Annotated in this window: 23 protein-coding genes and 1 riboswitch; of the genes, 10 read left to right on the plus strand and 13 right to left on the minus strand. The window is 65.6% G+C overall.

Features of this window, described 5'->3' with window-relative positions; all coding sequences use genetic code 11:
• Positions 1 to 73: 73 nt before the first annotated feature.
• The 3 genes from CH293_RS11095 to CH293_RS11105 all read right to left on the minus strand — a co-directional run bounded on the left by CH293_RS11095 (position 74) and on the right by CH293_RS11105 (position 3,195).
• Positions 74 to 1,306: an LCP family protein gene (locus CH293_RS11095; RefSeq protein WP_255122811.1), complete on the minus strand. Its 1,233-nt coding sequence runs from the start codon at positions 1,304 to 1,306 to the stop codon at positions 74 to 76.
• Positions 1,307 to 1,606: 300 nt separating this feature from the next.
• A complete protein-coding gene (locus CH293_RS11100; protein ID WP_255122812.1) occupies positions 1,607 to 2,404 on the minus strand; it encodes a CPBP family intramembrane glutamic endopeptidase in 798 nt (265 codons plus the stop codon).
• Positions 2,405 to 2,427: 23 nt separating this feature from the next.
• A complete protein-coding gene (locus CH293_RS11105; RefSeq protein WP_037112501.1) occupies positions 2,428 to 3,195 on the minus strand; it encodes a DUF2470 domain-containing protein in 768 nt (255 codons plus the stop codon).
• Between the two features lie 107 nt (positions 3,196 to 3,302).
• On the opposite strand from CH293_RS11105, the gene CH293_RS11110 reads away from it, so the two are divergent.
• The 3 genes from CH293_RS11110 to CH293_RS11120 are packed head-to-tail and all read left to right on the plus strand — an operon-like array spanning position 3,303 to position 5,631.
• The gene (locus tag CH293_RS11110) at positions 3,303 to 4,016 is read left to right on the plus strand and encodes a hypothetical protein (RefSeq protein WP_094720210.1); all 714 of its coding nucleotides are present in this window, start codon (positions 3,303 to 3,305) and stop codon (positions 4,014 to 4,016) included.
• Positions 4,017 to 4,027: 11 nt separating this feature from the next.
• A complete protein-coding gene (pheA, locus tag CH293_RS11115) occupies positions 4,028 to 4,972 on the plus strand; it encodes a prephenate dehydratase (RefSeq protein WP_094720211.1) in 945 nt (314 codons plus the stop codon).
• Positions 4,969 to 5,631, plus strand: coding sequence for a histidine phosphatase family protein (locus tag CH293_RS11120; protein ID WP_037112505.1), 663 nt, complete (start codon positions 4,969 to 4,971; stop codon positions 5,629 to 5,631). Before pheA ends, CH293_RS11120 begins: the two co-directional genes overlap by 4 nt.
• A gap of 45 nt (positions 5,632 to 5,676) precedes the next feature.
• On the opposite strand, the gene CH293_RS11125 is transcribed toward CH293_RS11120, so the two are convergent.
• The 4 genes from CH293_RS11125 to CH293_RS11140 form a co-directional block, all read right to left on the minus strand.
• Positions 5,677 to 6,480 carry an ESX secretion-associated protein EspG gene (locus CH293_RS11125; protein ID WP_255122805.1) on the minus strand — a complete coding sequence of 268 codons (804 nt, stop codon included), beginning with the start codon at positions 6,478 to 6,480 and terminating at the stop codon, positions 5,677 to 5,679.
• Positions 6,481 to 6,485: 5 nt separating this feature from the next.
• A complete protein-coding gene (locus CH293_RS11130) occupies positions 6,486 to 7,739 on the minus strand; it encodes a PPE domain-containing protein (RefSeq protein WP_255122806.1) in 1,254 nt (417 codons plus the stop codon).
• 58 nt (positions 7,740 to 7,797) lie between these two features.
• On the minus strand, positions 7,798 to 8,100 hold the full coding sequence (locus tag CH293_RS11135; RefSeq protein WP_170945216.1) for a PE domain-containing protein: 303 nt from the start codon (positions 8,098 to 8,100) through the stop codon (positions 7,798 to 7,800).
• Positions 8,101 to 8,220: 120 nt separating this feature from the next.
• Positions 8,221 to 8,772, minus strand: coding sequence for a histidine phosphatase family protein (locus tag CH293_RS11140; RefSeq protein WP_094720214.1), 552 nt, complete (start codon positions 8,770 to 8,772; stop codon positions 8,221 to 8,223).
• Positions 8,773 to 8,849: 77 nt separating this feature from the next.
• Positions 8,850 to 8,913: riboswitch (cobalamin riboswitch) on the plus strand.
• 57 nt (positions 8,914 to 8,970) lie between these two features.
• Between CH293_RS11140 and CH293_RS11145 the strand changes: the two genes are divergently transcribed.
• Together CH293_RS11145 and CH293_RS11150 are read left to right on the plus strand one after the other, a co-directional pair.
• Positions 8,971 to 9,165, plus strand: coding sequence for a CbtB domain-containing protein (locus CH293_RS11145; RefSeq protein WP_019667092.1), 195 nt, complete (start codon positions 8,971 to 8,973; stop codon positions 9,163 to 9,165).
• Positions 9,156 to 9,935, plus strand: a complete 780-nt coding sequence (locus CH293_RS11150; RefSeq protein ID WP_037112512.1) for a CbtA family protein — start codon at positions 9,156 to 9,158, stop codon at positions 9,933 to 9,935. The genes CH293_RS11145 and CH293_RS11150 overlap by 10 nt, the downstream gene beginning before the upstream one ends.
• A 28-nt stretch (positions 9,936 to 9,963) precedes the next feature.
• Here CH293_RS11150 and CH293_RS11155 read toward each other — a convergent pair whose 3' ends face one another.
• Both CH293_RS11155 and CH293_RS11160 read right to left on the minus strand, forming a co-directional pair.
• On the minus strand, positions 9,964 to 10,296 hold the full coding sequence (locus CH293_RS11155) for a metallopeptidase family protein (protein ID WP_019667094.1): 333 nt from the start codon (positions 10,294 to 10,296) through the stop codon (positions 9,964 to 9,966).
• A gap of 13 nt (positions 10,297 to 10,309) precedes the next feature.
• On the minus strand, positions 10,310 to 11,377 hold the full coding sequence (locus CH293_RS11160; protein ID WP_037112515.1) for a septum formation family protein: 1,068 nt from the start codon (positions 11,375 to 11,377) through the stop codon (positions 10,310 to 10,312).
• A gap of 34 nt (positions 11,378 to 11,411) precedes the next feature.
• Here CH293_RS11160 and CH293_RS11165 point away from each other — a divergent pair, with 34 nt between their 5' ends.
• On the plus strand, positions 11,412 to 11,804 hold the full coding sequence (locus CH293_RS11165) for an ankyrin repeat domain-containing protein (protein WP_094720215.1): 393 nt from the start codon (positions 11,412 to 11,414) through the stop codon (positions 11,802 to 11,804).
• Positions 11,805 to 11,815: 11 nt separating this feature from the next.
• Positions 11,816 to 13,069, plus strand: a complete 1,254-nt coding sequence (serS, locus tag CH293_RS11170) for a serine--tRNA ligase (RefSeq protein ID WP_019667097.1) — start codon at positions 11,816 to 11,818, stop codon at positions 13,067 to 13,069.
• A 9-nt stretch (positions 13,070 to 13,078) separates the two neighbouring features.
• Here the strand turns inward: serS and CH293_RS11175 are convergent, their stop codons facing one another.
• From CH293_RS11175 to CH293_RS11190, 4 genes are read right to left on the minus strand one after another with little or no spacing between them, the layout of a single operon-like run.
• Positions 13,079 to 13,897: an ABC transporter permease gene (locus CH293_RS11175; RefSeq protein WP_094720216.1), complete on the minus strand. Its 819-nt coding sequence runs from the start codon at positions 13,895 to 13,897 to the stop codon at positions 13,079 to 13,081.
• Positions 13,894 to 14,733 carry an ABC transporter permease gene (locus CH293_RS11180; protein WP_094720217.1) on the minus strand — a complete coding sequence of 280 codons (840 nt, stop codon included), beginning with the start codon at positions 14,731 to 14,733 and terminating at the stop codon, positions 13,894 to 13,896. The genes CH293_RS11175 and CH293_RS11180 overlap by 4 nt, the downstream gene beginning before the upstream one ends.
• Positions 14,730 to 15,539 carry an ABC transporter ATP-binding protein gene (locus CH293_RS11185; RefSeq protein WP_037112527.1) on the minus strand — a complete coding sequence of 270 codons (810 nt, stop codon included), beginning with the start codon at positions 15,537 to 15,539 and terminating at the stop codon, positions 14,730 to 14,732. The genes CH293_RS11180 and CH293_RS11185 overlap by 4 nt, the downstream gene beginning before the upstream one ends.
• A 33-nt stretch (positions 15,540 to 15,572) precedes the next feature.
• Positions 15,573 to 16,589, minus strand: a complete 1,017-nt coding sequence (locus CH293_RS11190; protein ID WP_037112528.1) for an ABC transporter substrate-binding protein — start codon at positions 16,587 to 16,589, stop codon at positions 15,573 to 15,575.
• A 258-nt stretch (positions 16,590 to 16,847) separates the two neighbouring features.
• Here CH293_RS11190 and CH293_RS11195 point away from each other — a divergent pair, with 258 nt between their 5' ends.
• The 3 genes from CH293_RS11195 to CH293_RS11205 are packed head-to-tail and all read left to right on the plus strand — an operon-like array spanning position 16,848 to position 20,001.
• On the plus strand, positions 16,848 to 17,411 hold the full coding sequence (locus CH293_RS11195; protein ID WP_094720218.1) for a MaoC family dehydratase: 564 nt from the start codon (positions 16,848 to 16,850) through the stop codon (positions 17,409 to 17,411).
• On the plus strand, positions 17,408 to 18,622 hold the full coding sequence (locus CH293_RS11200) for a CaiB/BaiF CoA-transferase family protein (protein WP_037112530.1): 1,215 nt from the start codon (positions 17,408 to 17,410) through the stop codon (positions 18,620 to 18,622). The genes CH293_RS11195 and CH293_RS11200 overlap by 4 nt, the downstream gene beginning before the upstream one ends.
• On the plus strand, positions 18,619 to 20,001 hold the full coding sequence (locus CH293_RS11205; protein WP_094720219.1) for an MmgE/PrpD family protein: 1,383 nt from the start codon (positions 18,619 to 18,621) through the stop codon (positions 19,999 to 20,001). Before CH293_RS11200 ends, CH293_RS11205 begins: the two co-directional genes overlap by 4 nt.
• Positions 20,002 to 20,006 lie beyond the last annotated feature (5 nt).

Here is a 20,006-nt window from a genome sequence, read left to right on the forward strand (position 1 = left end):
CTCGAGCCCGGTCGTTCCGCAGGCTCCACTCCTGCGTCAGGTCCCCGGTCGTTCCGCAGGCTCCACTCCTGCGTCAGGGCCCTGACGTCCTGAGGTCCTCCGGAATCTGCTGGTCGTCCGCCAGCAGTCCGAAGAACTGCGAGGCGCGGTCGGAATCCCACAGCAGAACGTTGCCGACGTCGGTGTTCTCGAATCCAGCGACGGGCACCGTCGTCGTGACGAGGTCTCCGCGCATGGCCCAGGCGAGGGCGCCGAGATTCCAGATGTGATCACCGTCGTCGACGCTGAGAGACCCGGCTGCGTCCTTGACCAAAGGCCACAGACGGAACGGATTGAGGAACGTCGACGGACTCGTCGCCTTGTCCAGCAGGGCGGACATGAACTGGCGTTGATTGTTCATGCGGTCGATGTCGGCGAGCGCGGTCGCGCGGGTGCGAACGAATCCGAGGGCGTCCGATCCGGCCAGTTCCTGGCATCCGGCGGGCAGATCGATCCCGGCGAGGGGATCGGAAATCGCGTTCTGCAGGCAGACGTCGACGCCGCCGACAGCGTCGACAATTCCCGCGAAGCCGCCGAAACCGATCTCCGCGTAGTGGTCGATGCGCAGACCCGTCGCACCTTCCACTGTCTGCACCAGCAGGGGCGCGCCTTCGAACGCGAATGCCGCATTCAGTTTGTCCTGGCCGTAACCGGGGATCGACACGTACGAGTCACGCGGGAGGCTGACCATCGTCGTGGCGCCGCCACCCTCGGGAATGTGGATGAGAATGATCGTGTCCGTGCGAGACGGACCTGTCTCGCCACCCGTCGACAGCGATGCCTCCTGCTCGGGCGTCAAACCGGTTCGAGAATCGGAGCCGACGAGCAACCAGTTGGTGCCCGGTGTGTCCGCGATGCGTCCGTCGTAGCTCGTCAGCGCATCGACGCGGGTGAGCGAGCTGTCCACGTAGTAGACCAACCCGCCGACGACCAGAAGCAGCACCAGGAACGTCAGGCCGAAGCGTCGACCCCAGTGCCGCTTCTTGCGAACCCGAGGAGGCTTCGCTGGCTCGGGCCGTCGAAGGGCTCGCTGCGGGGGCGGAGGAGTTCGGCGACGTGGAGGTTCCTCGACGTACGGCTGAGGAGTCTGCCGCGGCGCGTGATCACCGTTGTAGCGATCGGGTCTGTCCCGAGGCGGATACTGCTCGGTCGGGCGATATCCGGCGGTGCGATCGCGTGAAACGACTCCCGGCTCGGGTGCCTGCGACCACGCCTGCTGCGACGCCGATGGCCGGTGCGAGTCCGGCCGGCCGTCGCGTCGAATGATCTGAGTGCCCTCCTGCCGCGGCGGGAGCGGCGGGCGAGGACCGGGAGGGGGCGGCCGATAACCGTCGTGCGGCCGGCCGCCGGCGGGAGGCGGGCGGCGATCGGCCGGAGGCGGCGGCTGACGATGACCGGGCGGCGGCGGAGAACCGGGCGGCGGCTGAGACCCGGCCGGCGGCGGTGGCCGGTAACCGGGCGGAGGTGTACGACGCCCTGGATCTCGAGGCGCAGCAGGTGGACCCTGTGGCGGGGTGCCTCGTCTTCTGCGGTCGTCGTCGTTCACCCGTCGAATGTACCTACAAATCTAGGGTAGCCAGGAGAGATGGTCGCGGAGGAGGGCGTAGCCGACGAAAGCGACGATGTCGATGAGGGCGTGGGCGATGAGCAGGGGCCACAGACGGTTGGTCTTCTGCCAGAACCGTCCGAACACCAGGCCCATCAGGAAGTTCCCGACGCCGGCTCCGAGGCCCTGATAGAGGTGGTACGAGCCGCGGAGCAGGGCGGAGAGCAGCAGTGACGAGTTCTCGCCGAGTCCGAGCTTCCGCAATCGGGAGATCAGGTAGGCAACGACGAGTATCTCCTCGGCGCCGGAGTTGGCGAAGGCGAAGGTCACGAGGGCGGGAATGCGCCACCAGGTGTCGTCGATCGTGCTGGGGACAACGGTGAGATTGAGTCCGACGGCGTTTCCGACGAGGTAGAACACCAGGCCTGGCAGGCCGATCAGCGCGGCCAGCCCGACGCCGGCCAGCACATCCTTCCCGAGCTTCGGTTTCGCGAGCCCGACGAGCCGCGGCCCCAGCCCGGCGCGCCACAGTAGGTACAGACCGAGGGCTCCCCACGCGCACAGTCGCAGGATGCGCAGTACTTGGTACAGCAGATCGATGACACCGAGGGAGGAGTTCGACGTGTTCAGCGCTACCGATTGGTCGGACAGACTGCCCGCGAGCAAGGCATCTTCGACGAGGGAGAGGATGCTGCTCGCGCCGCTGAGCCCGAAGGTCACCAGCAGAACGATCGCGATCTCGATCTTGATCACTCGTCGTTCTCGCGGTTCCAGCGGTGGGTCGACGGCCGAGTTCGGCGGGTTGATCCAGCCCTTCAGATCGATCACGGATCAAGTATGAGCTAGCCCCGTGCGCGCAATCCGTTCAGGAACGGGCATCCAGCGAGTACGCGGAGTGCACGGCTCAGTGCCATGGTGTCGTCGACGGGTTCGGCGAAACCGAGGCGAACGTCGTTGTCGCCGTAGTCGCTCTCGATGCGCAACCTGATGCCGTATCGATCGATGCCGAGAGGTCGGATGCGTCCCTGCCGCAGCGACGGCGGGAGGCGTCGGGCAAGTTGGTTGACGAGATCTGCATGGTCCTCGTCGAGGTGCTGCAGCCAGCTGGTTTCCATCTCCCAGAACGGATCCGGCTCGGCGGAGAGCAGGTCGTCGACGGCGACCGGCTCGGCGCCGGTGCTGTCCGCGACGACGGCCGAGGTGAGGATCAGCCGCAGTAACACCGTCGAATGTCCGACGTCGAGCAGTGCGGGGTGTGGGTGCTCGGCGGCGACGGCACCGGCCATGGGTCGCATGAGCGACTCCGGTACGGGCCGCAGCTCGCCGCGCAGCCACACCAACGAACGAACCGGTTCACGCAACGCCAGTGGTGCGTGATCGGTCAGTTCGAGGACAGCCGGGACCCCTGCACGGGTCGACTGCCACGCAATGGCGCCGGTAGCAGAATCGCTGGGCACCGCAAGCACTACTTCACCGTTGGAACGTAGGTGATGGAGCGTGGTGACGACGGGTTCGCTGCCTTCGATCGCCAATGCCGCACCCTCGGCACGCGCACAGGCGCTGCGGACTCGTTCTGCGGTGGACGGTCCGGTCGTCGTGGCGCCGATCATGGGCTCCTCCGATGCGATTGCTAGTAGGTGAGGCAAACCTAAGTTAAATCACGGAAGCCGCTATCGCAAGTGCACGTCCGAAATTCCTCCGCGCTAGCGTGAGAGCCGTGTCCATTCCCCTGACCCTGGGCGTACCCCACCGGCCGGAACCGGGAGCCCTCGTCGCCGGCCTCCTCCACCAGCGTTCCCGCAGCTCCGAGCGAGTCGAGCGGGATGCCGACGAGGTGACGAGCGGTCCGGCAATCGTGTCCGCATCGGTGTTGCGCGACCACCCGGGGGAACCCGCGCTCGGCAGACTCGTCGTCGACCTCGACATCGATCCCGACGAACTCCGAGGATCCCGCGCCGTCTACGAAGCCGTCCGGTTCCACCTCGACGTCGACGCCGAGACCATCGACGACGCCACCGCCCTGCGCGTCCCGTCGCCGCTGGTTCTGTTTCCCGACCTCGGTGACGGACCGACGCTCGACGCGGTCACGCAGATCGTCGAAGCGCACCGCATCCCCGGTCTGATCGCGTCGGCGTCGCCGCGGCAGGTCGCCGACGTGCTCGCCGTCGTCGCCCACGCCGACGGCGGATTCTTCGCGCGGGCGCGGTCCGGTTCCGAGGTCATCGCATTGCTGTCCGCCACCGTCGCAGCCCTGCGCGGCGACGACATCGCCACCGCATGGGCGAACCCCGACACGGCCGCGTTGGCGGCATTGCGGCCCGAGGCCGCGGAGGCGGTGCGGACGGTACTTCTCGGCATCGAGGTCGACGACGCCACCGCCGCGCATCACGATCTCGCGGCAGCGGGCTTGGTTCCGGCACCGTCGGCGTAATCTCGTCTTCCGTGCCCACAATCGCGTATTTCGGTCCATCGGGAACATTCACCGAGATGGCACTCGGCCAGTTCGAAGCGCAGGGCGTCTTCGCGGATCTCGGTTTCGTCGGAGATATCGAACGACGTCCACTCGGTAGTCCGCCGGCGTCGCTCGACGCGGTCCGGGCAGGCGACGTCGACGCAGCGGTGGTGCCCATCGAGAGTTCCGTCGAGGGTTCGGTCTCACCCACTCTCGACGCTCTCGGCGCGGGCAGCAGGCTGCAGATTCTCGCCGAGACCGAGGTGGACGTCGCGTTCTCGATTCTCGGCGCGCCCGGTGTCGCGCTGGACGACGTTCGTACGATTCGTGCGTATCCGATTGCCGCGGCGCAGGTTCGGCAATGGATCGACGCCACGATCCCGGGTGCGGAGGTGCAATTCGCCTCCTCGAATGCCGCTGCGGCGGAGGACGTTGCGGCCGGGTTGGCCGACGCGGCGGTGTCCACGCCGCTGGCCGGCGAGAAAACAGGATTGCCGACGCTTGCCGCGGGTGTCGCCGACGTCGACAACGCGCGCACCAGATTCGTGCTCGTCGCGCCGCCGAGATCCGCGCCGCCGCGAACCGGGGCCGATCGCACCGCGCTGGTGCTCATGCCGGACAACGTTCCCGGTGTGCTCAACCGGGCTCTCGCGGAGTTGGGCATCAGGGACATCGATCTCACGCGCATCGAATCACGGCCGACGCGTGAGCAATTCGGCACCTACTGGTTCTACCTCGACCTCGCCGGTCACATCGACGACGAAGCCGTCGGTGAGGCACTGCGTGCATTGCACCGCAAGATGAAATTACGCTTCCTCGGATCTTGGCCCGTCGCGACGGGAACAGGGCACCGTCCTCCGTCGTTGGAGGAGGAGATCGAATGGTTGAGTGCGCTACGTGGGGGTGCGCACCGAGACGAAGAGGAGGATCGATGACGGGCAAGCTCGTACTCGTCCGTCACGGACAGACGTTCTCCAACGTGGACAAGCTCCTCGACACGAAGCTGCCGGGGGCACAGCTGACCGATCACGGTCACGAACAAGCCAGGCGCTACGGCGCCTCGATCGCGTCGACACCTCCGAGCGTTCTCGTGTCGTCCTTCGCGATCCGTGCCGTGCAGACAGCGACGCACATCGGTGACGCCACCGGACTCGAGCCCCAACAGCGCGAAGGTATTCACGAGGCGCAGGCAGGTGAATGGGAGGACCGCGGCGACGACGCCGCGCACAAGGGCTTCACCGAGATCTACGGACGTTGGCACGCAGGCGATCTCGACGCCACGGTCCCCGGCGGGGACAGTGGGCGCAGTATCCTCGACCGATACGTGCCGGTTCTCGACGAGCTGCGCGAGCAGTACCTGACGTCCCCGGATTCAGCCGATGTCGTCGTGGTCAGCCACGGCGCCGTGATCAGATTGGTCGCCGCCGTCCTCGCCGATGTCGACGGCACATTCGCTGCGGACAACCATCTGGACAATACCGAGACGATCGAGCTGGTGCCGTCGGGCACGGGCTGGACCTGCGAGCGCTGGGGCACGTTCCTGCCGCCGTTCGAAGGCAAGGGAAGCACTACGGCGGACAACCCGATCTCCTAGAACCCTGCCGATCGGAGCGTACTGGCGATCAGAGCGCCCTGGCGATCAGAGTGCCCTGCCGATCAGTTCGGACAGGGCCGCCGTGATGCGGGTGTCGGTGCCGGGAGACAGGGTGGTCCAGTGGCTCCCGTCGGCAGCGCGGCTCGACGTCGCGGCAATCCGTCCCCGGGGGGTGTCGAAAAAGGCGACGGGGTGAGCGCCTGCCGATCTGTTCCCGGATTCGACGGTGACCGAGGTGATCTCGGCCTGCGCCGAACACATACTGATCGCCGACGCCACCTCTCGGGCCACATCGCTGTCGATTCCGAGGTGTGCCAGGCGGGACGCGGTAGCTCCGGAGTCGGTAGGCGCAGCGTCGAGCGCCTCCGCGAGTCCATCCGTCGGAGCCGACACGCCACGGAACTCCAGCGCCCGGCCACTACCGAGCTCGGTGAACAGTTCGACGGCCGGGTCGGCAGCTGCAATGCGCAGCCGTAGACGGCCTTCCGCCTTGGTTGCGATCACGGTGCCGGTGCTGTTGCCTGCCAGGCAGATTCGTAGAATCGGACTGTCCTCCGTGTACGGCGTGGGAACTCGACGTGCCGATACGTACCATCGTGGCTGCTCGAGAATCCGGAGCCACGCCTCCAGGTCCGGGTGGATGAAGCCGTCGACGATCAGATTGTCCTGGACCAGGCCTGCATGGCCGCGTGCAAGCGATTCGTGTTTCTTCTCGAACGAGTCGTAGCGAGGGAACACGTCGAGAACGACAGGCAGCTCGACGATGCTCAAACTGTCGACGAGGAAATCCGTTCTGTCCGCGTCCAACTCGGCGAACGGGAGAGTATGGCCGAGCGGTTGGGTTCCCAAGTCGATCAACGATCGTTCCAGGACGGATCGGCCCCGATCACCGAGGGAGCAACCGTGCGCCCGTCGGAGAAATGCTCGAACTGACGTAGGTAACCGGGTGTGTCGTGTTCGTCGTCTTCGTTGTTACCGCTGTGGCCTGCACCGACGGGTCCTGCGCCGTGGGCTCCGCGTGCCGCCGCGGCGCCGTCCGGTGCGGCAGAGCCGAACATGGACCCGGTTCCGACTGCGCGTTCGCTGCCCACCCCGGGGCCCGAACTCGGTGACCCTGCGACCGGACTGCCGAGTGAACCTGCAGCCGAACCGAATCCGCCGCCCGAGCGCAGCCCACCGGCGCCCGGCACGCCGACGTTCGACGCGGACACCGCACGGGTGGACGTCGTCCCCGCCGTCGGGGACTCTGTTCTGAACGATGCAGGGGACGACGCCTGCCCGGTGGAACTGGAGTTGGAGCTCATCAGCGACGACACCGCGGCGCTGCCGATGTTGGTTGCCGCCGACGCCACGGTGGTGACCGACGACCCGGCCACCGAACCTGCCGTGCTCGCAATCTGGCCCGCGGCACTCGCCAACGCGGGATTCTGCAGCGCGGACCCGACGGCGGCGAGAGCTGCCTGAGCCGGGGATGTGTTGGCGCTGAAGCCGAATATGCCTGTCTCCGAATGAGATCGCGCAGAGTCGATGGGGCGTCCGGCGCTGTCGACGGCTCCGCTCACGGCAGAGTCGTTGACGATCTTCGGCGGATGATCGAACGATACCTGCAGTGCAAGGGGTGTCGTCGCGGCCTCGTAGCCCTCCATGACCAGGCCCGCCCGGACGTCGAGGGCTCGCTCGGCGACTTCGAGCGCCTGGGCGCTCCCGTTGAGCGCACCACCGGCACCGTAGGCGGCGATCTTGGCACTCTGCACGGCGCCGATCTCGACGGGATTGGGCATGGTCAGCGCAGCCGTCGAGTACGCCGCGGCTTCGCCGGCAGCCATTCCGGATATCTGAGTGGCCTTCGCCGTGACGCCTTGCGTCCAAGCGAGGAAACCACCGAGTCGCTCCTGAGCGGCATTGGCGGCCTCACCCTCCCACCCGGCGGCGAGTACGGCCATCACGCGAGTGAGGGTGATCGAGGTGTCCGCGTACGCAGCAGCGACGGCCTGCCAGGCTCCGCCGGCAGTGGCCAACGGCGCAGCGCCCGCACCTGCCAACAGCGACGTCGAGTTGACCATCGCCAAGCGTGGCATCCACACCACACCGGTGACTCCGAGTGTCATCGTTTTGCTCCCAAGGATGAGTGGGCGTGAAAGAAGGTTCTTCGGCGCGCGGAGGTTGTCAGCTGCCCAGCGCTTTTCCGTGCTCGAAATCCACGTTGCGGTAGGCCGCGGCCTGCGCACGGAGGGCGGCTGCCGTCTCGATCAGTTCCTCCACCGCCTGGGCCGCGGCCGGGGAGAACGTGCCCGCCGAATTCCTGAAGAACCGGTTGGCGAGCAGAGAAACTTCCTCGCTACCGGAGGGGATCGGTTGAATGGGCAGTGACACCGCGGTGAGGTTCGCCTGCAACCGCGCGGCCGCGGCATCGAGATCCGCTGCAGCAGCGTCGAGGGCCACAGGATCGACCCGCACGGTACCTGGCATGCTCACTCCTCGTTCACGTTGTTTTCGCGATGCGGGGCGGCCCTCGCTGCCGAGAATTCGCCCTTCGTATGGATTGGACGAGACCGGAACCCGATCGGTTCCAGCAGAACGAGAAAAAGCTCAGCTAATTTTTTCCGCGACCGAGCGGAGCGTCCATCGACCCGCCCGACACTGCACTGTCGTCGAGGTCAGCGGCGGAATGTCGACGCGCCAGAACGACAGCCTCGGTGCGTCGAGAGTTCTCACGACCGCCGCTCTGATCACCGCGGGATGGGTCACCGCACAGACTCTCGCCGGATCGGAGGCGACACGATCCATCCAACCGGTGACCCGAGAGAAGAGATCGTCGACGGATTCACCGCCGGGCGGCGCGAACGAAGTGTCCGTCAGCCACGCCAGAACGTCGGGCTCGGGGAGTTCATCCATCGTCGAGCCACGCCAGTCGCCGTAGTCGATGTCCGCGATCGCCTGCGTGGTCGAGCCCGTCAATCCGAGCCCCTCCGCAGTCTGCCGGGCGCGCAGTTCAGGAGCGATCAGGACGGCGTCGGCGATGCCTGGATACCGAACGGCGACAGGGGAAATGACCGGTTCGTCCGATTCGAAGCGCGCCCCACGCTGCGCTGCGGTGACGGCATGGCTGACCAGCGTCAGTCGCAGCACCGAATTGCCCACGCTCGTCACTGTAGTTTCGATTGACAGCTGTGGGAGATCGGTGCCACAGTTCGCGGGTAAGTGCGACGTGTGCAGGTAATCCGATGAAAATCCGGAGCGGTTGCGCCACTGTGAGCAGGCCCCGGCCTGTCAGCCAGAAAACTCACACGTCGTGGACGTTTCTACGGGACGCACAATCCCAGGAGGCAACACCGAATCATGGCTACAGTCGTCCATCCCAGCAGATCCGCGGAGTCCGCAGCCCTCGCCCTCGTGGTGGGAGCGGTCATCCTTCTCGCATTCCTCGTGCTCTACCTGGTCGGCTTCGACCAGGGCGCCATCTCGCGAAGCGGGATGTACATGCACGAGTTGATGCACGACGGACGCCACCTGCTGGGGCTCCCGTGCCACTGACCACACTCGGAGGCACGTTCCTCCAGCTTCTCGTGCGCGGTCTGCTGGCCGGCCTGATCGCCGGATTACTCGCTGGTGCGGTGGCCTTCACCATCGGTGAGCCACACATCGACTCGGCCATCGCCATCGAAGAAGCCGCAGGCGCGGGCGAGCATTCGCACGGTGAAGAGGCTGCGGCCGGACACTCGCACGACGAGGAGGAAGCGCTCGTCAGCCGCGACGGACAACGCGCCGGACTGTTCCTCGCGACAGGGCTGGCCGGTCTCGCTCTGGGAGCGATCTTCGCCGCGGTACTGCACTACGCCCGACGATTCACCGCACTGCCCGGATCGATCCTCGCGCTCGCGACGGCGTTCCTCGGGTGGGTGGCTATCGAAGCGGTCCCGTTCTTCAAGTACCCCGCGAACCCACCCGCCGTCGGAGACCCGGACACGATCACCCAACGAACCTGGCTGTGGCTGGCAGCAGTGGTTCTGGGACTCGCCGCTGTCGGCATCGGTGTCTACGTTGCCAGGCTCGTGTCGACGCAGACCTCCGTCGCCATCCGCATCGGGGCCCCGGCCCTGACCTTCCTCGTCGTTGCGGCACTCGGGTACGTCCTGCTACCCGGAATCAACGAGGTCGGCGACGACTTCCCCGCCACACTGCTCTGGGAATTCCGATTGTCGTCCCTGGCGACCCAGGCAACACTGTGGCTCGGCCTCGGCCTGGTCTTCGCCTTCCTCACCGACCGCGCCTCGTCTCCTACGCGGGAATCCGTCTCGGCCTAGCGCCTCCCGCCCGCAGCCGGGCCGGGGGTCAGCCGAAGCCGAGTTCGTGGAGGCGTTCGTCGTCGATGCCGAAGTGGTGGCCGACTTCGTGGGCGACGGTGATGGCGATTTCGCGTTTGGCGGTGTCGGCGTCGTCGACCATGTCGAGGATGGGTAGCCGGTAGATCGTGATGACGTCCGGTAGGTGCCCGCTGTATTCGTAGCGCTCGGTGAGGGCGACGCCTTCGTACAGGCCCAGGATGTCTTCCGTCGGGTGTTCTTCTTCGACGAGGATGACGACGTTGTCCATGCGGTCGGTGATGTCGGGCGGGAGAGTGTCGAGGGCGTCGGCGACGGCTTCTTCGAACTCGGCGCGGGTCATGTCGGTGGGAATGTCACCCTCCGGGAGTGATCGGCGCTGCGCCGGGCAGCGGAGTGGGGAGGGCTCGGCCGTCGGGAGCGGCGGGGGGCGGCACGGGGGCTTCACCGTTGATGAGAATGTCGCCCTTCGCGGATCCGGCGATGGTCGCGAAGCCGCCTTCGTCGAGTTCCTTGCCGATGGAGCAGCTCACCTGGCGTGAGCCGGCGAGCCAGCTGGTGACGTCGATGGTGTTCCAGAAGAGGGTGAGCGTCTTGTCTCGCAGCGCGGTGTCCGAGCCGAGGTAGCCGTTGACGGCTTCGGTGCAGGTCTGTTCGAGGTAGGCGTCCTGGTCGGCTTCGGTGGGGATGCCGCTGGGAAACTGCTGCTGCAGGTCGATGATCGATGCGACTTCGAAGGCGTGTGCCTGGGCGCAGTCGACGGGGTCGGCCGGGACGTTCTGGTTGATGCCGATGCAGGTTCCGACGTCCCACACGTTCGATTGGTCCTGACCTTGTACCGAGCCGCTCATCTCCTGCGGGATGCCGGTGTTGGAGGACTGCTGGATTCCGCAGCGCAACGTTCGTTCGCCCGACGCCCACCCGGCCTGGCTGGGGAACATGAGCCCGACGCTGAACTTGCCACTGGGATCGAACTTGGTGCCGAGGTAGTCGTCGACGACGTCGATGCAGTGTTCGTCGCGTAGTTGCCCGAACCGTAGGGCCCCGGGGTACGCGGCTCCCGGGGCGAACTCGAGGCCCGGGTACGCGGTCATGTCGACGTCCTTGGCGACCTCGAATCGATGCGGCTCGGCGCAGGAGACTTCCGCCAGATCCTGGCGGTCGGTCTCGGGGTCGTCGGTCGGCGTCCAGTCGAGGCAGGTGCCCGGGTCGGCCGAGCCGAAGGACGACGCGGACACCGGGCCGTCGGTGGCGGGACCTGCTTCGGAATGCGTCGTGATCTTCTCGGGCTGGGAGAAACCGTCGGAGACGAAGAGGGTGATCGCTGCGGCGGCGACGGCGCCGATGGCGACGAGCACCAGGCCACGACGCGCGACGTGGGCGGTGACGGTGCGCTGGTTCGGTTTCTCGGGCTTGCTGGACATCGCCTTCCATCATGCCCGAGTAACTTCTACTGTCATGACGGGACCTGATGACGCCGACGACGTTGCCGAGCTCGCCGGACGACTGTTCGACATGGCTCGTGCGGGGGACACCGAGGCGCTGACGGCGTACGTCGATGCGGGTGTTCCGGTCGATCTGAACAATTCTGCCGGGGACACGCTGGTGATGCTCGCGGCGTACCACGGGCATGCGACGACGGTTGATGCCCTGGTCGAGCGGGGTGCGGACGTGAATCGACCCAACGACAAAGGTCAGACGCCACTGGCCGGTGCCGTGTTCAAGGGCGAGGACGACGTCGTGAAGGCGCTCGTCGACGGTGGTGCCGACCCGGCAGGGGGTCACCCGTCGGCGATCGATGCAGCTCGGATGTTCGGACGCGAGGACTACCTGGGGTTGCTCGGCAAGTAAGGTTTGTCTCCGTGATCGACCTCAAGTTCCTCCGCGAGAATCCTGACGTAGTTCGAGCCTCGCAGCGCACACGTGGTGAAGACCCTTCACTGGTGGACGCGTTGCTCGAGGCGGATGCGTCTCGTCGCGCAGCTGTGCTGGCCGGGGATCAACTCCGCGCCGAGCAGAAGGCGCTGGGCAAGAAGGTCGGCAAGGCGTCTCCCGACGAGCGCCCGGCTCTGCTGGCCGGTGCGTCCGAGTTGGCGGCTCAGGTCAAGGCTGCCGAGGCGACGCAGAACGAGGCCGACGCGGCCCTCGACGTCGCGGCCCGCAAGATCTCCAACATCGTCGAAGAGGGCGCACCCGCCGGCGGCGAGGACGACTACGTTCTGCTCGAGACGGTCGGCGATATCCCGACGTTCGATTTCGAGCCGAAGGATCACCTCGAACTGGGCGAGTCGCTCGGCCTGATCGACATGGAACGCGGCGCGAAGGTGTCCGGCTCACGGTTCTACTTCATGACCGGGTACGGCGCCCTGCTGCAGCAGGGAATGCTGCAACTCGCCGCGCAGAAGGCCGTGAAGAACGGTTTCACGATGATGATCCCGCCGGTGCTGGTGCGGCCGGAGATCATGGCAGGCACTGGTTTCCTCGGGGCGCACGCGGACGAGATCTACCGGCTCGAAGCCGACGACCTCTATCTCGTCGGAACGTCGGAAGTTGCTCTTGCGGGCTATCATTCGGGCGAGATCATCGATCTGTCCGACGGTCCCAAGCGCTATGCGGGCTGGTCGTCGTGCTTCCGCCGCGAGGCAGGCAGTTACGGCAAGGACACCCGCGGCATCATCCGGGTCCACCAGTTCGACAAGATCGAGATGTTCTCCTACATCAAGCCGGAGGACGCTGCGGCCGAGCACAAGAAGCTGCTCGAGTTCGAGCGCGAGATGCTTGCCGCGGTGGAGCTTCCGTACCGCATCATCGACGTCGCCGGTGGCGATCTCGGTTCGTCGGCCGCGCGCAAGTACGACTGCGAGGCATGGGTGCCCACCCAGAACGCCTACCGCGAGCTCACCTCGACCTCGAACTGCACGACCTTCCAGGCGCGTCGTCTCGGCGTTCGGTACCGCGACGAGAACGGCAAGCCCCAGATCGCGGCGACGCTCAACGGCACCCTGGCGACGACCCGGTGGATCGTCGCCATCCTCGAGAATCACCAGCAGGCCGACGGTACCGTGCGGGTACCGGAAGCGTTGGTGCCCTTCGTCGGAACGGATGTTCTGCGCTGACGCGCGGGGTCATCCGCCGAACTTGGCGGTGATGCGGTGCTCGAGCCATTGGAGTGCGATGGTGGGTGGCAGCGCCATCACCATGATCAGTACGACTGTGCCCATGATGTTCTCCATGCGGACCAGGCTGACGTTGCGCAGCAGTTCGTAGCCGATGCCGCTGGACGACGAGAACATCTCGGCGAGAAGCAATCCCAGGAACGCCAGGCCGAACGTCATGCGCATTCCGGTGGCCAACGCCGGCAGCGCCGAGGGAATGACGATCTGACGGATCAGCCGTGGCCAGCTGACCTTCAGTGACGCTGCCATCTTCAGGTGGATCTGCTGGACCGACGCGGTGCTCTCGACTGCGACGAGAAACATGGGTACGAAGGCCGCGTAGAACGTGAAACCGCCTCGGCTCAGTTCGCCGATTCCGAGGAACGACAGGAAGATCGGGTACAGGACGATCTTGGGAATACTGTTGATGGAATAGAAGATGGGCAGGATCGACCGAGTCCAGAACGGGCTGATTCCAAGAGCGAGTCCCAGCAGCGACCCGGCCACGGTGCTCGCGAGGTAGCCGAGGGCGAGGATGCGCAACGAATCGAGAACGTTCGCACGGAATTCGGCTTTGCCCAGGTCGTCGGCGAGGGAAGACATGGCCTCGGCGGGCGTCGGAAAGATCAGGCTGTCCGCCACCACGGCGGCGAGCCACCAGAGAGCGACGGCCAGGACTGCGACGACGACCGGGGGTGCGAACCGCCGCAGCAGGCTGGGTTTCGGCGAGGGGGAGCGTTTCGGTGCGGCACTCGGTGCGGTGGCAACCTTCGCGGTCACGGTGCTCATCGGCGACGCCTCCAATCGAATCGGTTCAGGGCAGCGGAGATGCCGAGGGTGGCGAGAAGGGCGAGGGCGGTGACGACCAGGATTCCTGCGTACATCTCGGCGATGTCGAAGCTGTCGTAGGCGATGGAGATGTAGTGACCGAGGCCTTGGGTCGACAGGATGAACTCGCTGGCGAGCACGGAGATGATGGCGTAGGACAGGCCGAGCTTGAGCCCGGTGACGATGTTGGGCAATGCGTAGGGCAGGAGTATCGACCGGAAGTACTGCCACCGAGTCAATCTCAAGGTCGACCCGAGTTTGGCGACGATCGGGCTGACGGAGTTGAACCCTGTTCGAGCATTCATCGCGACGACACCGAACGCGAAGATGGTCGAGAGTATGGCGATGGGGGCGATGCCGCTACCGAAGAGTACGACCATGATGGGGTACAGCGCGAAGGTGGGCACAGCGTAGTACACGTTGAGGTAGGGCTGAAATGCTCTGTCCCACAGATCGAACCGCCACAGCAGGTAGGCCGCACCGATCCCGAGCAGCGAACTGAGAACGAATGCGACGACGATGATGCCGAGGGTCCGCCCGAGTGCGTCGACGAGGAAATCCGGATCGGTCATGAGCTGCAGGGCTGTGGCGGCCATGTCGGATACCGGCACGATGTCGAGTGGCGAGGCCAACGGGGAGCGTGCGTACACCTCCACCACCAGCACAGCCAGTGCGATGACCGCTGCGGTCCAGCCGGCAGCTGGAATCTTCAGTACGGTTTTCGGTGCGGGACGCAGATAACCCGGTACGACGGAGCGTTGTCGCGTAGTTTCTGCCGCGGTGGACGTGGTCGTCATGGCTCCACGCTCATCGTCTTCTTGGCCTCGTCCCGCAGAGTCGACCAGATTCGCTCGTGAACGGTGATGGCCTCGGGGCTGGACAAGACGTCCTCCGACCGCGGCCGCGGAAGATCGATCGGCATCTCGTCGATGAATCTGCCCGGCCGCGCGCTCATCACGAGCACCCTGTCGGACAGCAACACCGCCTCCTGAATGCTGTGGGTGATGAACAGCACTCCACACGTGAGCTTTTCGACGATCTTCAAGAGCTCGTAGGACATGACGAGCCGAGTTTGCTCGTCCAGCGCGCCGAACGGCTCGTCGGCGAGAATCAGATCGGGTTCCATCGACAGGCATCGGGCGATGGCGACGCGTTGGCGCATACCGCCGGACAACTGCGTCGGAAAATGATCGCCGAACTTCGACAGTCCGACGGTGGCGAGCAGCTCGTCGGCGCGTGCCCGTCGTTCCTTCTTTCCGACGCCCTTGACCTCGAGCGCGAACGCGACGTTGTCGCGGACGGTCCGCCACGGAAGCGTCGCCGATTCCTGGAAGATGATGGCGGTCTTGCTCCGTGGGCCGGTGAGTGGACGGTCGTCGACGGTGACGGTGCCCCCGTCGTGGTCCTGCAGGCCCGCGAAGATCTCGAGCAGCGTGGATTTGCCGCATCCGCTGGGGCCGACGATCGAGACGAACTCACCCCGGCCGATCGTCAGGTCGATGTCGTGCAGAGCGGTCACGTCGCCGAAGTGCCGGGACACCGAGTCGGCGACGGCAATGTTCGGTGTGGTGGTGGTGCGTGGTCGATCGTCTGTCTGTGTCACGTGGAATACCCTCTCGTGCAGGCGGAGTGGACGTCAGGTGGTGCAGTCGATCGGCATGTCGCGTGCGACGCCGTCGGCCAGGAAATCGGGGTCGAAGAGAGTGCAGAAGTCGGGTTCGCGGTCGCTACCGGATGCTTCGACGCCTGCCTGTGCGGATGTCACGGAAGCCGGGTCGAATCCGCCGCCCCACGTGTCGACCGAAGATGCACGTTCCACCACCGCCAGTGCCGACTCGGCGTCGAACCCTGTGTACGCGGCGTAGATCTGCGCCGCGGCTTCGGGATCGGCCTTGATCGACGCCACGGCCTCGGTGTATCCGGCGTTGATGGCGCGGACGACACCTGGATTGGATTCGGCGTAGTCCTTCGTGGTGGTGATCGTGGACTGCAGGAACCTCTGCATGTAGTCGGGGCTGCTGACGATGAGCTTGAAGTCCTCGGGTCGCTGCTCGGCGACGATGGAGGGGATGAGCGCGATGTCGACGGAGCCCGCTTCCAGGAGAGCCAGGCCTTCACCGATGCCGCCCGACGACACCCGCTCGATCTTGCTCGCGTCGACACCCGCGAGGTCGGGTAGCAGAAGAGTGAGCGCATCGGAGGCGGAGTTGGGGCGGGTGTACGCCCACCGGCGTACGTCCTCGATGGAGTTGATCGACGGATTCGATGCCAGTGCGTAGAAGTTCATCGGGTACGGCCCCTGGGTACCACCTCCGACGATCCGAAGTTCGGAACCGCCTGCGTCGGCCTGGACGATGGAGGGATAGCTGACCTCGCCGATGGGGATGTTTCCGTCGAGCAGCGTGCGCATGGTGGCGCTACCGCCTTTGCCCGGAACGATGTTCTCGACGATGACCCCGTGCTTTTCGAAGAGGCCCTGCTGTTGGGCGACCAGCCACGGGATGCTGTAGATCTCCGCGGCTGCGGACACGGTGACGTCGATGGTGACGGGGTTCTCGGGGTCGGCGTCGGGACCCGGATCCGACCCACAGGCGGTGAGTCCGAGAGCGAGTGTCAACGCCACCGACAGGGCGGCGGTTCGATGAAGGAACATGGCAGGCCTCGTAGACTTGTTGCGGATTCGAGCGGCGTAGCGCCGCCGCGATGACCTCGGCCACTCACAGTGATGAATGAGACGTAAGTAACAGATACTCAACTCTAAACATAAGATGTTTAACCCGTCAAGACGTGGCCCTCTGGCTGAGAAGACGGCGGAGCTGCACCCATTTTCGACCCTACGCAGCCCTTGACTCGCTAAACATCTGATGTTTATGGTGTGAGCAACGCTACAGCCCAAGCCTGAGGAGGCACCGTGGCAACTCACCCCGCAACGCTCGGACGATTCTTCGAGGACTACGTCGTCGGCGACGTGTACCAGCATCCGCTCGGTCGCACCATCAGCGAAGCCGACAACACGTGGATCACGCTGCTCTCGATGAACACCAATCAGAATCACTTCAACGCGCATGTTGCAGAACAGAATCCGATCACCGAGGGACGAGTGATCGTCAATTCCGGGCTCACCGTCGCCGTTGTTCTCGGTATCTCGGTGCTCGATATGAGTCAGAACGCGATCTCCAACCTCGCGTTCACCGACATCAAGATGAGTCACCCGCTGTACGCAGGCGACACCCTGTACGCGGAAAGTCTCTGCACGGACAAACGCGAATCCAAGTCCAGGCCGTATGCAGGGATCATCTCGATGATCACGCGCGGGCTGAATCAGGACGGCGACGAAATCATCTCCTGGAGGCGGTCGGTCATGATCGCCACTCGCGCAAGCGGAATCGGCCAGAACTACTTTCCCGACGCCAAGACCGGGCCACTGGAACTGTCGGCCCTCGTCTCGACCGGCACCAACGGGGTGGCGAAATGAGACCACTGGAAGACGTACGGATCCTGTCGCTCGAGCAGTACGGTGCCGGCCCGTTCGGCAGCCTCCACCTGGCGGACCTCGGCGCCGACGTCCTCAAGGTCGAGGACCCCGGTGTCGGAGGTGACGTGGGGCGGTACGTGCCTCCGTACGCGTCGGGTGAGGATTCGCTGTTCTTCGAGACCTTCAACCGGAACAAGCGCAGTATCTCCATCGATCTGAACACCGAGTCCGGGCGCCGCGTCTTCGAGGATCTGGTGCGAGAAAGCGACGTCGTCTACTCCAATCTCCGCGGCGACGTGCCGGCGAAGATCGGCATCACCTACGACGACCTGAAGCATCTGAATCCTGCCATCGTGTGCTGCAGCCTCACCGGGTTCGGCATGACCGGCCCACGCGCGAAAGAACCCGGGTACGACTACATTCTCCAGGGCCTGGCCGGGTGGATGTCCGTCACCGGTGATCCCGACGGTCCACCGACCAAATCCGGTCTGTCCCTGGTCGACTACTCGGGCGGGTTCGTGGCGGCCATCAGCATTCTCGCCGGCCTTCATGCGGCACGGCGTGACGGCGTCGGCGGCGACTGCGATCTGTCGTTGTACGACACGGCCATGGGACTGCTGACCTATCCGGCCACGTGGCATCTCAACGAAGGGTTCGAACCGGTCCGGACCAAGAACTCGGCTCATCCGTCGCTCGTTCCGTTCCAGGCCTTCGAGGCGTCGGACGGTTGGCTCGTGGTCGGTTGTGCGAAGGAGAAGTTCTGGCAGCGCCTTGTCGAGGCCATCGGTGCGCCGGACCTGGCGTCGGACCCACGGTTCGCGAACTTCACCGAACGCGGAAAGAATGCCGACGCTCTCCTGCCGATACTGGAGAAGATCTTCGCGACGGAGTCCGTGGCGCATTGGCTTTCGCTGCTCGGCCCGGCGGGTGTGCCGTCCGGGCCGATCAACGACATCGCCGAGGCGCTGACCGAACCGCACACTCTCGCTCGCGGCCTCATCGTGGAGACCGAACACCCCAATCTCGGCACGATCAAACAGGTCGCATCGCCCGTTCGGTTCGGCAGCGAGCCCGCCGTCTACACCCGCGCCCCGCTCCGCGGAGAACACTTGGACGACGTGCTCGACTCGCTCGGCTACGACGCCGAGACAGTCGCCGAACTTCGCCGCAGCGGTGCGTTCGGAAAGAATGCAGTAGGCATCACCGTATGAGCACTGCATCGGAAACCCTTGCTGGATGGGTTGTTTCACTCGGTTCCGACGACGTTCCGGATGACGTCGCCCACGCCGTGAAACGGCACCTCCTCGACGGGATCGGCGACGCCATCGCCGCGCGGAGGCTGGGTGCGGGCGCTCCCGGGTGGGCCGTCGCGCACGCACTCGGTGGGCCGGGTGAAGCCCGAGCGCTCAGCGGAGACGTCGCACTCTCTGCGCCTGCCGCTGCCATGGCAACCGGAATAATGGTGCACGCACTGGATTTCGACGACACCCACGCCGGCGGACTCGTGCATGCCACTGCAGTGGTGCTTCCCGCCGCACTCGCTGTCGGCCAGGAGGTAGGCGCGACGGGTGCCGAGGTGTTGACGGCGTCGGTGATCGGCATGGAGACGGTGTGCCGCCTCGGCGCCGTCAGTCCGCACGGATTCCATGCACGAGGCCTGCACGCCACTGCGGTAGCAGGACCACTCGCCGCAGCCGTGGTGGCATCGAAACTCGCCGGCTCGCACGAGGACACCGTCGTCGACGCACTGGGTATCGCCGGATCCTCGAGCGGCGGGCTCCTCGAATTCCTCGACACGGCAGCCGACACCAAGTCGCTGCACCCGGGTAGCGCGAGTGTCGACGGCATTCTCGCCGCCCGTCTCGCCGCCGCCGGTGCCACCGGGCCACGCACCGTGCTCGACGGTCGCCGGGGTGTGTACGCAGCGCTTGCCGATCGGCCCGTCGACTTCGCCGTGTTGACCGAGGATCTCGGAACACGCTGGGAAGCAACGCAGATCGGCATCAAACCGTACCCGGCGTGCCAGCTCATGCACGTGACCCTCGATGCCGTGACCGCAGCGACGGCAGGAACCGTCGTCGACCCGTCGGACATCGTGTCCGTGCAGGTACACGTACATCCGGATTCGTCGCCCTTCGTGTGCGGCGAGCACGCGGGTACGGCCGCACCGCGGAGTACCTACGATGCCAAGTTCGATTTGCCGTGGAGCGTGGCCGCGTTGCTCGTCGACGGGTCGGTGACCATCGCGACCTATACCGACGAATCGATCTCGCGCAGTGATGTTCTGCAGATCGCCAAGGCGGTCGAGGTGATCGACGCGCCCACCGACGGTCCGGCCGCCGCAGCACCGGGCAAGGCCGTCGTCACCCTGCGCGACGGTTCCACGCTCACCGGTGAGGTCGGTGGCAGCCGAGGGACGCCGAGTTCGCCGTTGACCGACGACGAACTGCGCGCCAAGTTCCTGGCCAACTGTGGTGAGCATCCACGCGCCGCCGAGCTGGCCGACATCGTTGCGCATCTCGAACTCGAACCCGATCTGACCCGCGTGCTCGATCTGGCAGCGGAGATCTCCCGAACAACCGACTCCTAGGACAC

This window comes from Rhodococcus sp. 14-2470-1b (genome assembly GCF_002259415.1).
GTDB lineage: Bacteria > Actinomycetota > Actinomycetes > Mycobacteriales > Mycobacteriaceae > Rhodococcoides.

Coding starts and splice junctions, on each gene's coding strand:
- CH293_RS11105 (WP_037112501.1), bottom strand. CDS start 3,195: ATGATCGGCGCCACGACGACCGGACCGTCCACCGCAGAACGAGTCCGC.
- CH293_RS11120 (WP_037112505.1), top strand. CDS start 4,969: ATGACGGGCAAGCTCGTACTCGTCCGTCACGGACAGACGTTCTCCAAC.
- CH293_RS11130 (WP_255122806.1), bottom strand. CDS start 7,739: ATGACACTCGGAGTCACCGGTGTGGTGTGGATGCCACGCTTGGCGATG.
- CH293_RS11135 (WP_170945216.1), bottom strand. CDS start 8,100: ATGCCAGGTACCGTGCGGGTCGATCCTGTGGCCCTCGACGCTGCTGCA.
- CH293_RS11145 (WP_019667092.1), top strand. CDS start 8,971: ATGGCTACAGTCGTCCATCCCAGCAGATCCGCGGAGTCCGCAGCCCTC.
- CH293_RS11155 (WP_019667094.1), bottom strand. CDS start 10,296: ATGACCCGCGCCGAGTTCGAAGAAGCCGTCGCCGACGCCCTCGACACT.
- CH293_RS11160 (WP_037112515.1), bottom strand. CDS start 11,377: ATGTCCAGCAAGCCCGAGAAACCGAACCAGCGCACCGTCACCGCCCAC.
- CH293_RS11165 (WP_094720215.1), top strand. CDS start 11,412: ATGACGGGACCTGATGACGCCGACGACGTTGCCGAGCTCGCCGGACGA.
- CH293_RS11175 (WP_094720216.1), bottom strand. CDS start 13,897: ATGAGCACCGTGACCGCGAAGGTTGCCACCGCACCGAGTGCCGCACCG.
- CH293_RS11180 (WP_094720217.1), bottom strand. CDS start 14,733: ATGACGACCACGTCCACCGCGGCAGAAACTACGCGACAACGCTCCGTC.
- CH293_RS11190 (WP_037112528.1), bottom strand. CDS start 16,589: ATGTTCCTTCATCGAACCGCCGCCCTGTCGGTGGCGTTGACACTCGCT.
- CH293_RS11200 (WP_037112530.1), top strand. CDS start 17,408: ATGAGACCACTGGAAGACGTACGGATCCTGTCGCTCGAGCAGTACGGT.
- CH293_RS11205 (WP_094720219.1), top strand. CDS start 18,619: ATGAGCACTGCATCGGAAACCCTTGCTGGATGGGTTGTTTCACTCGGT.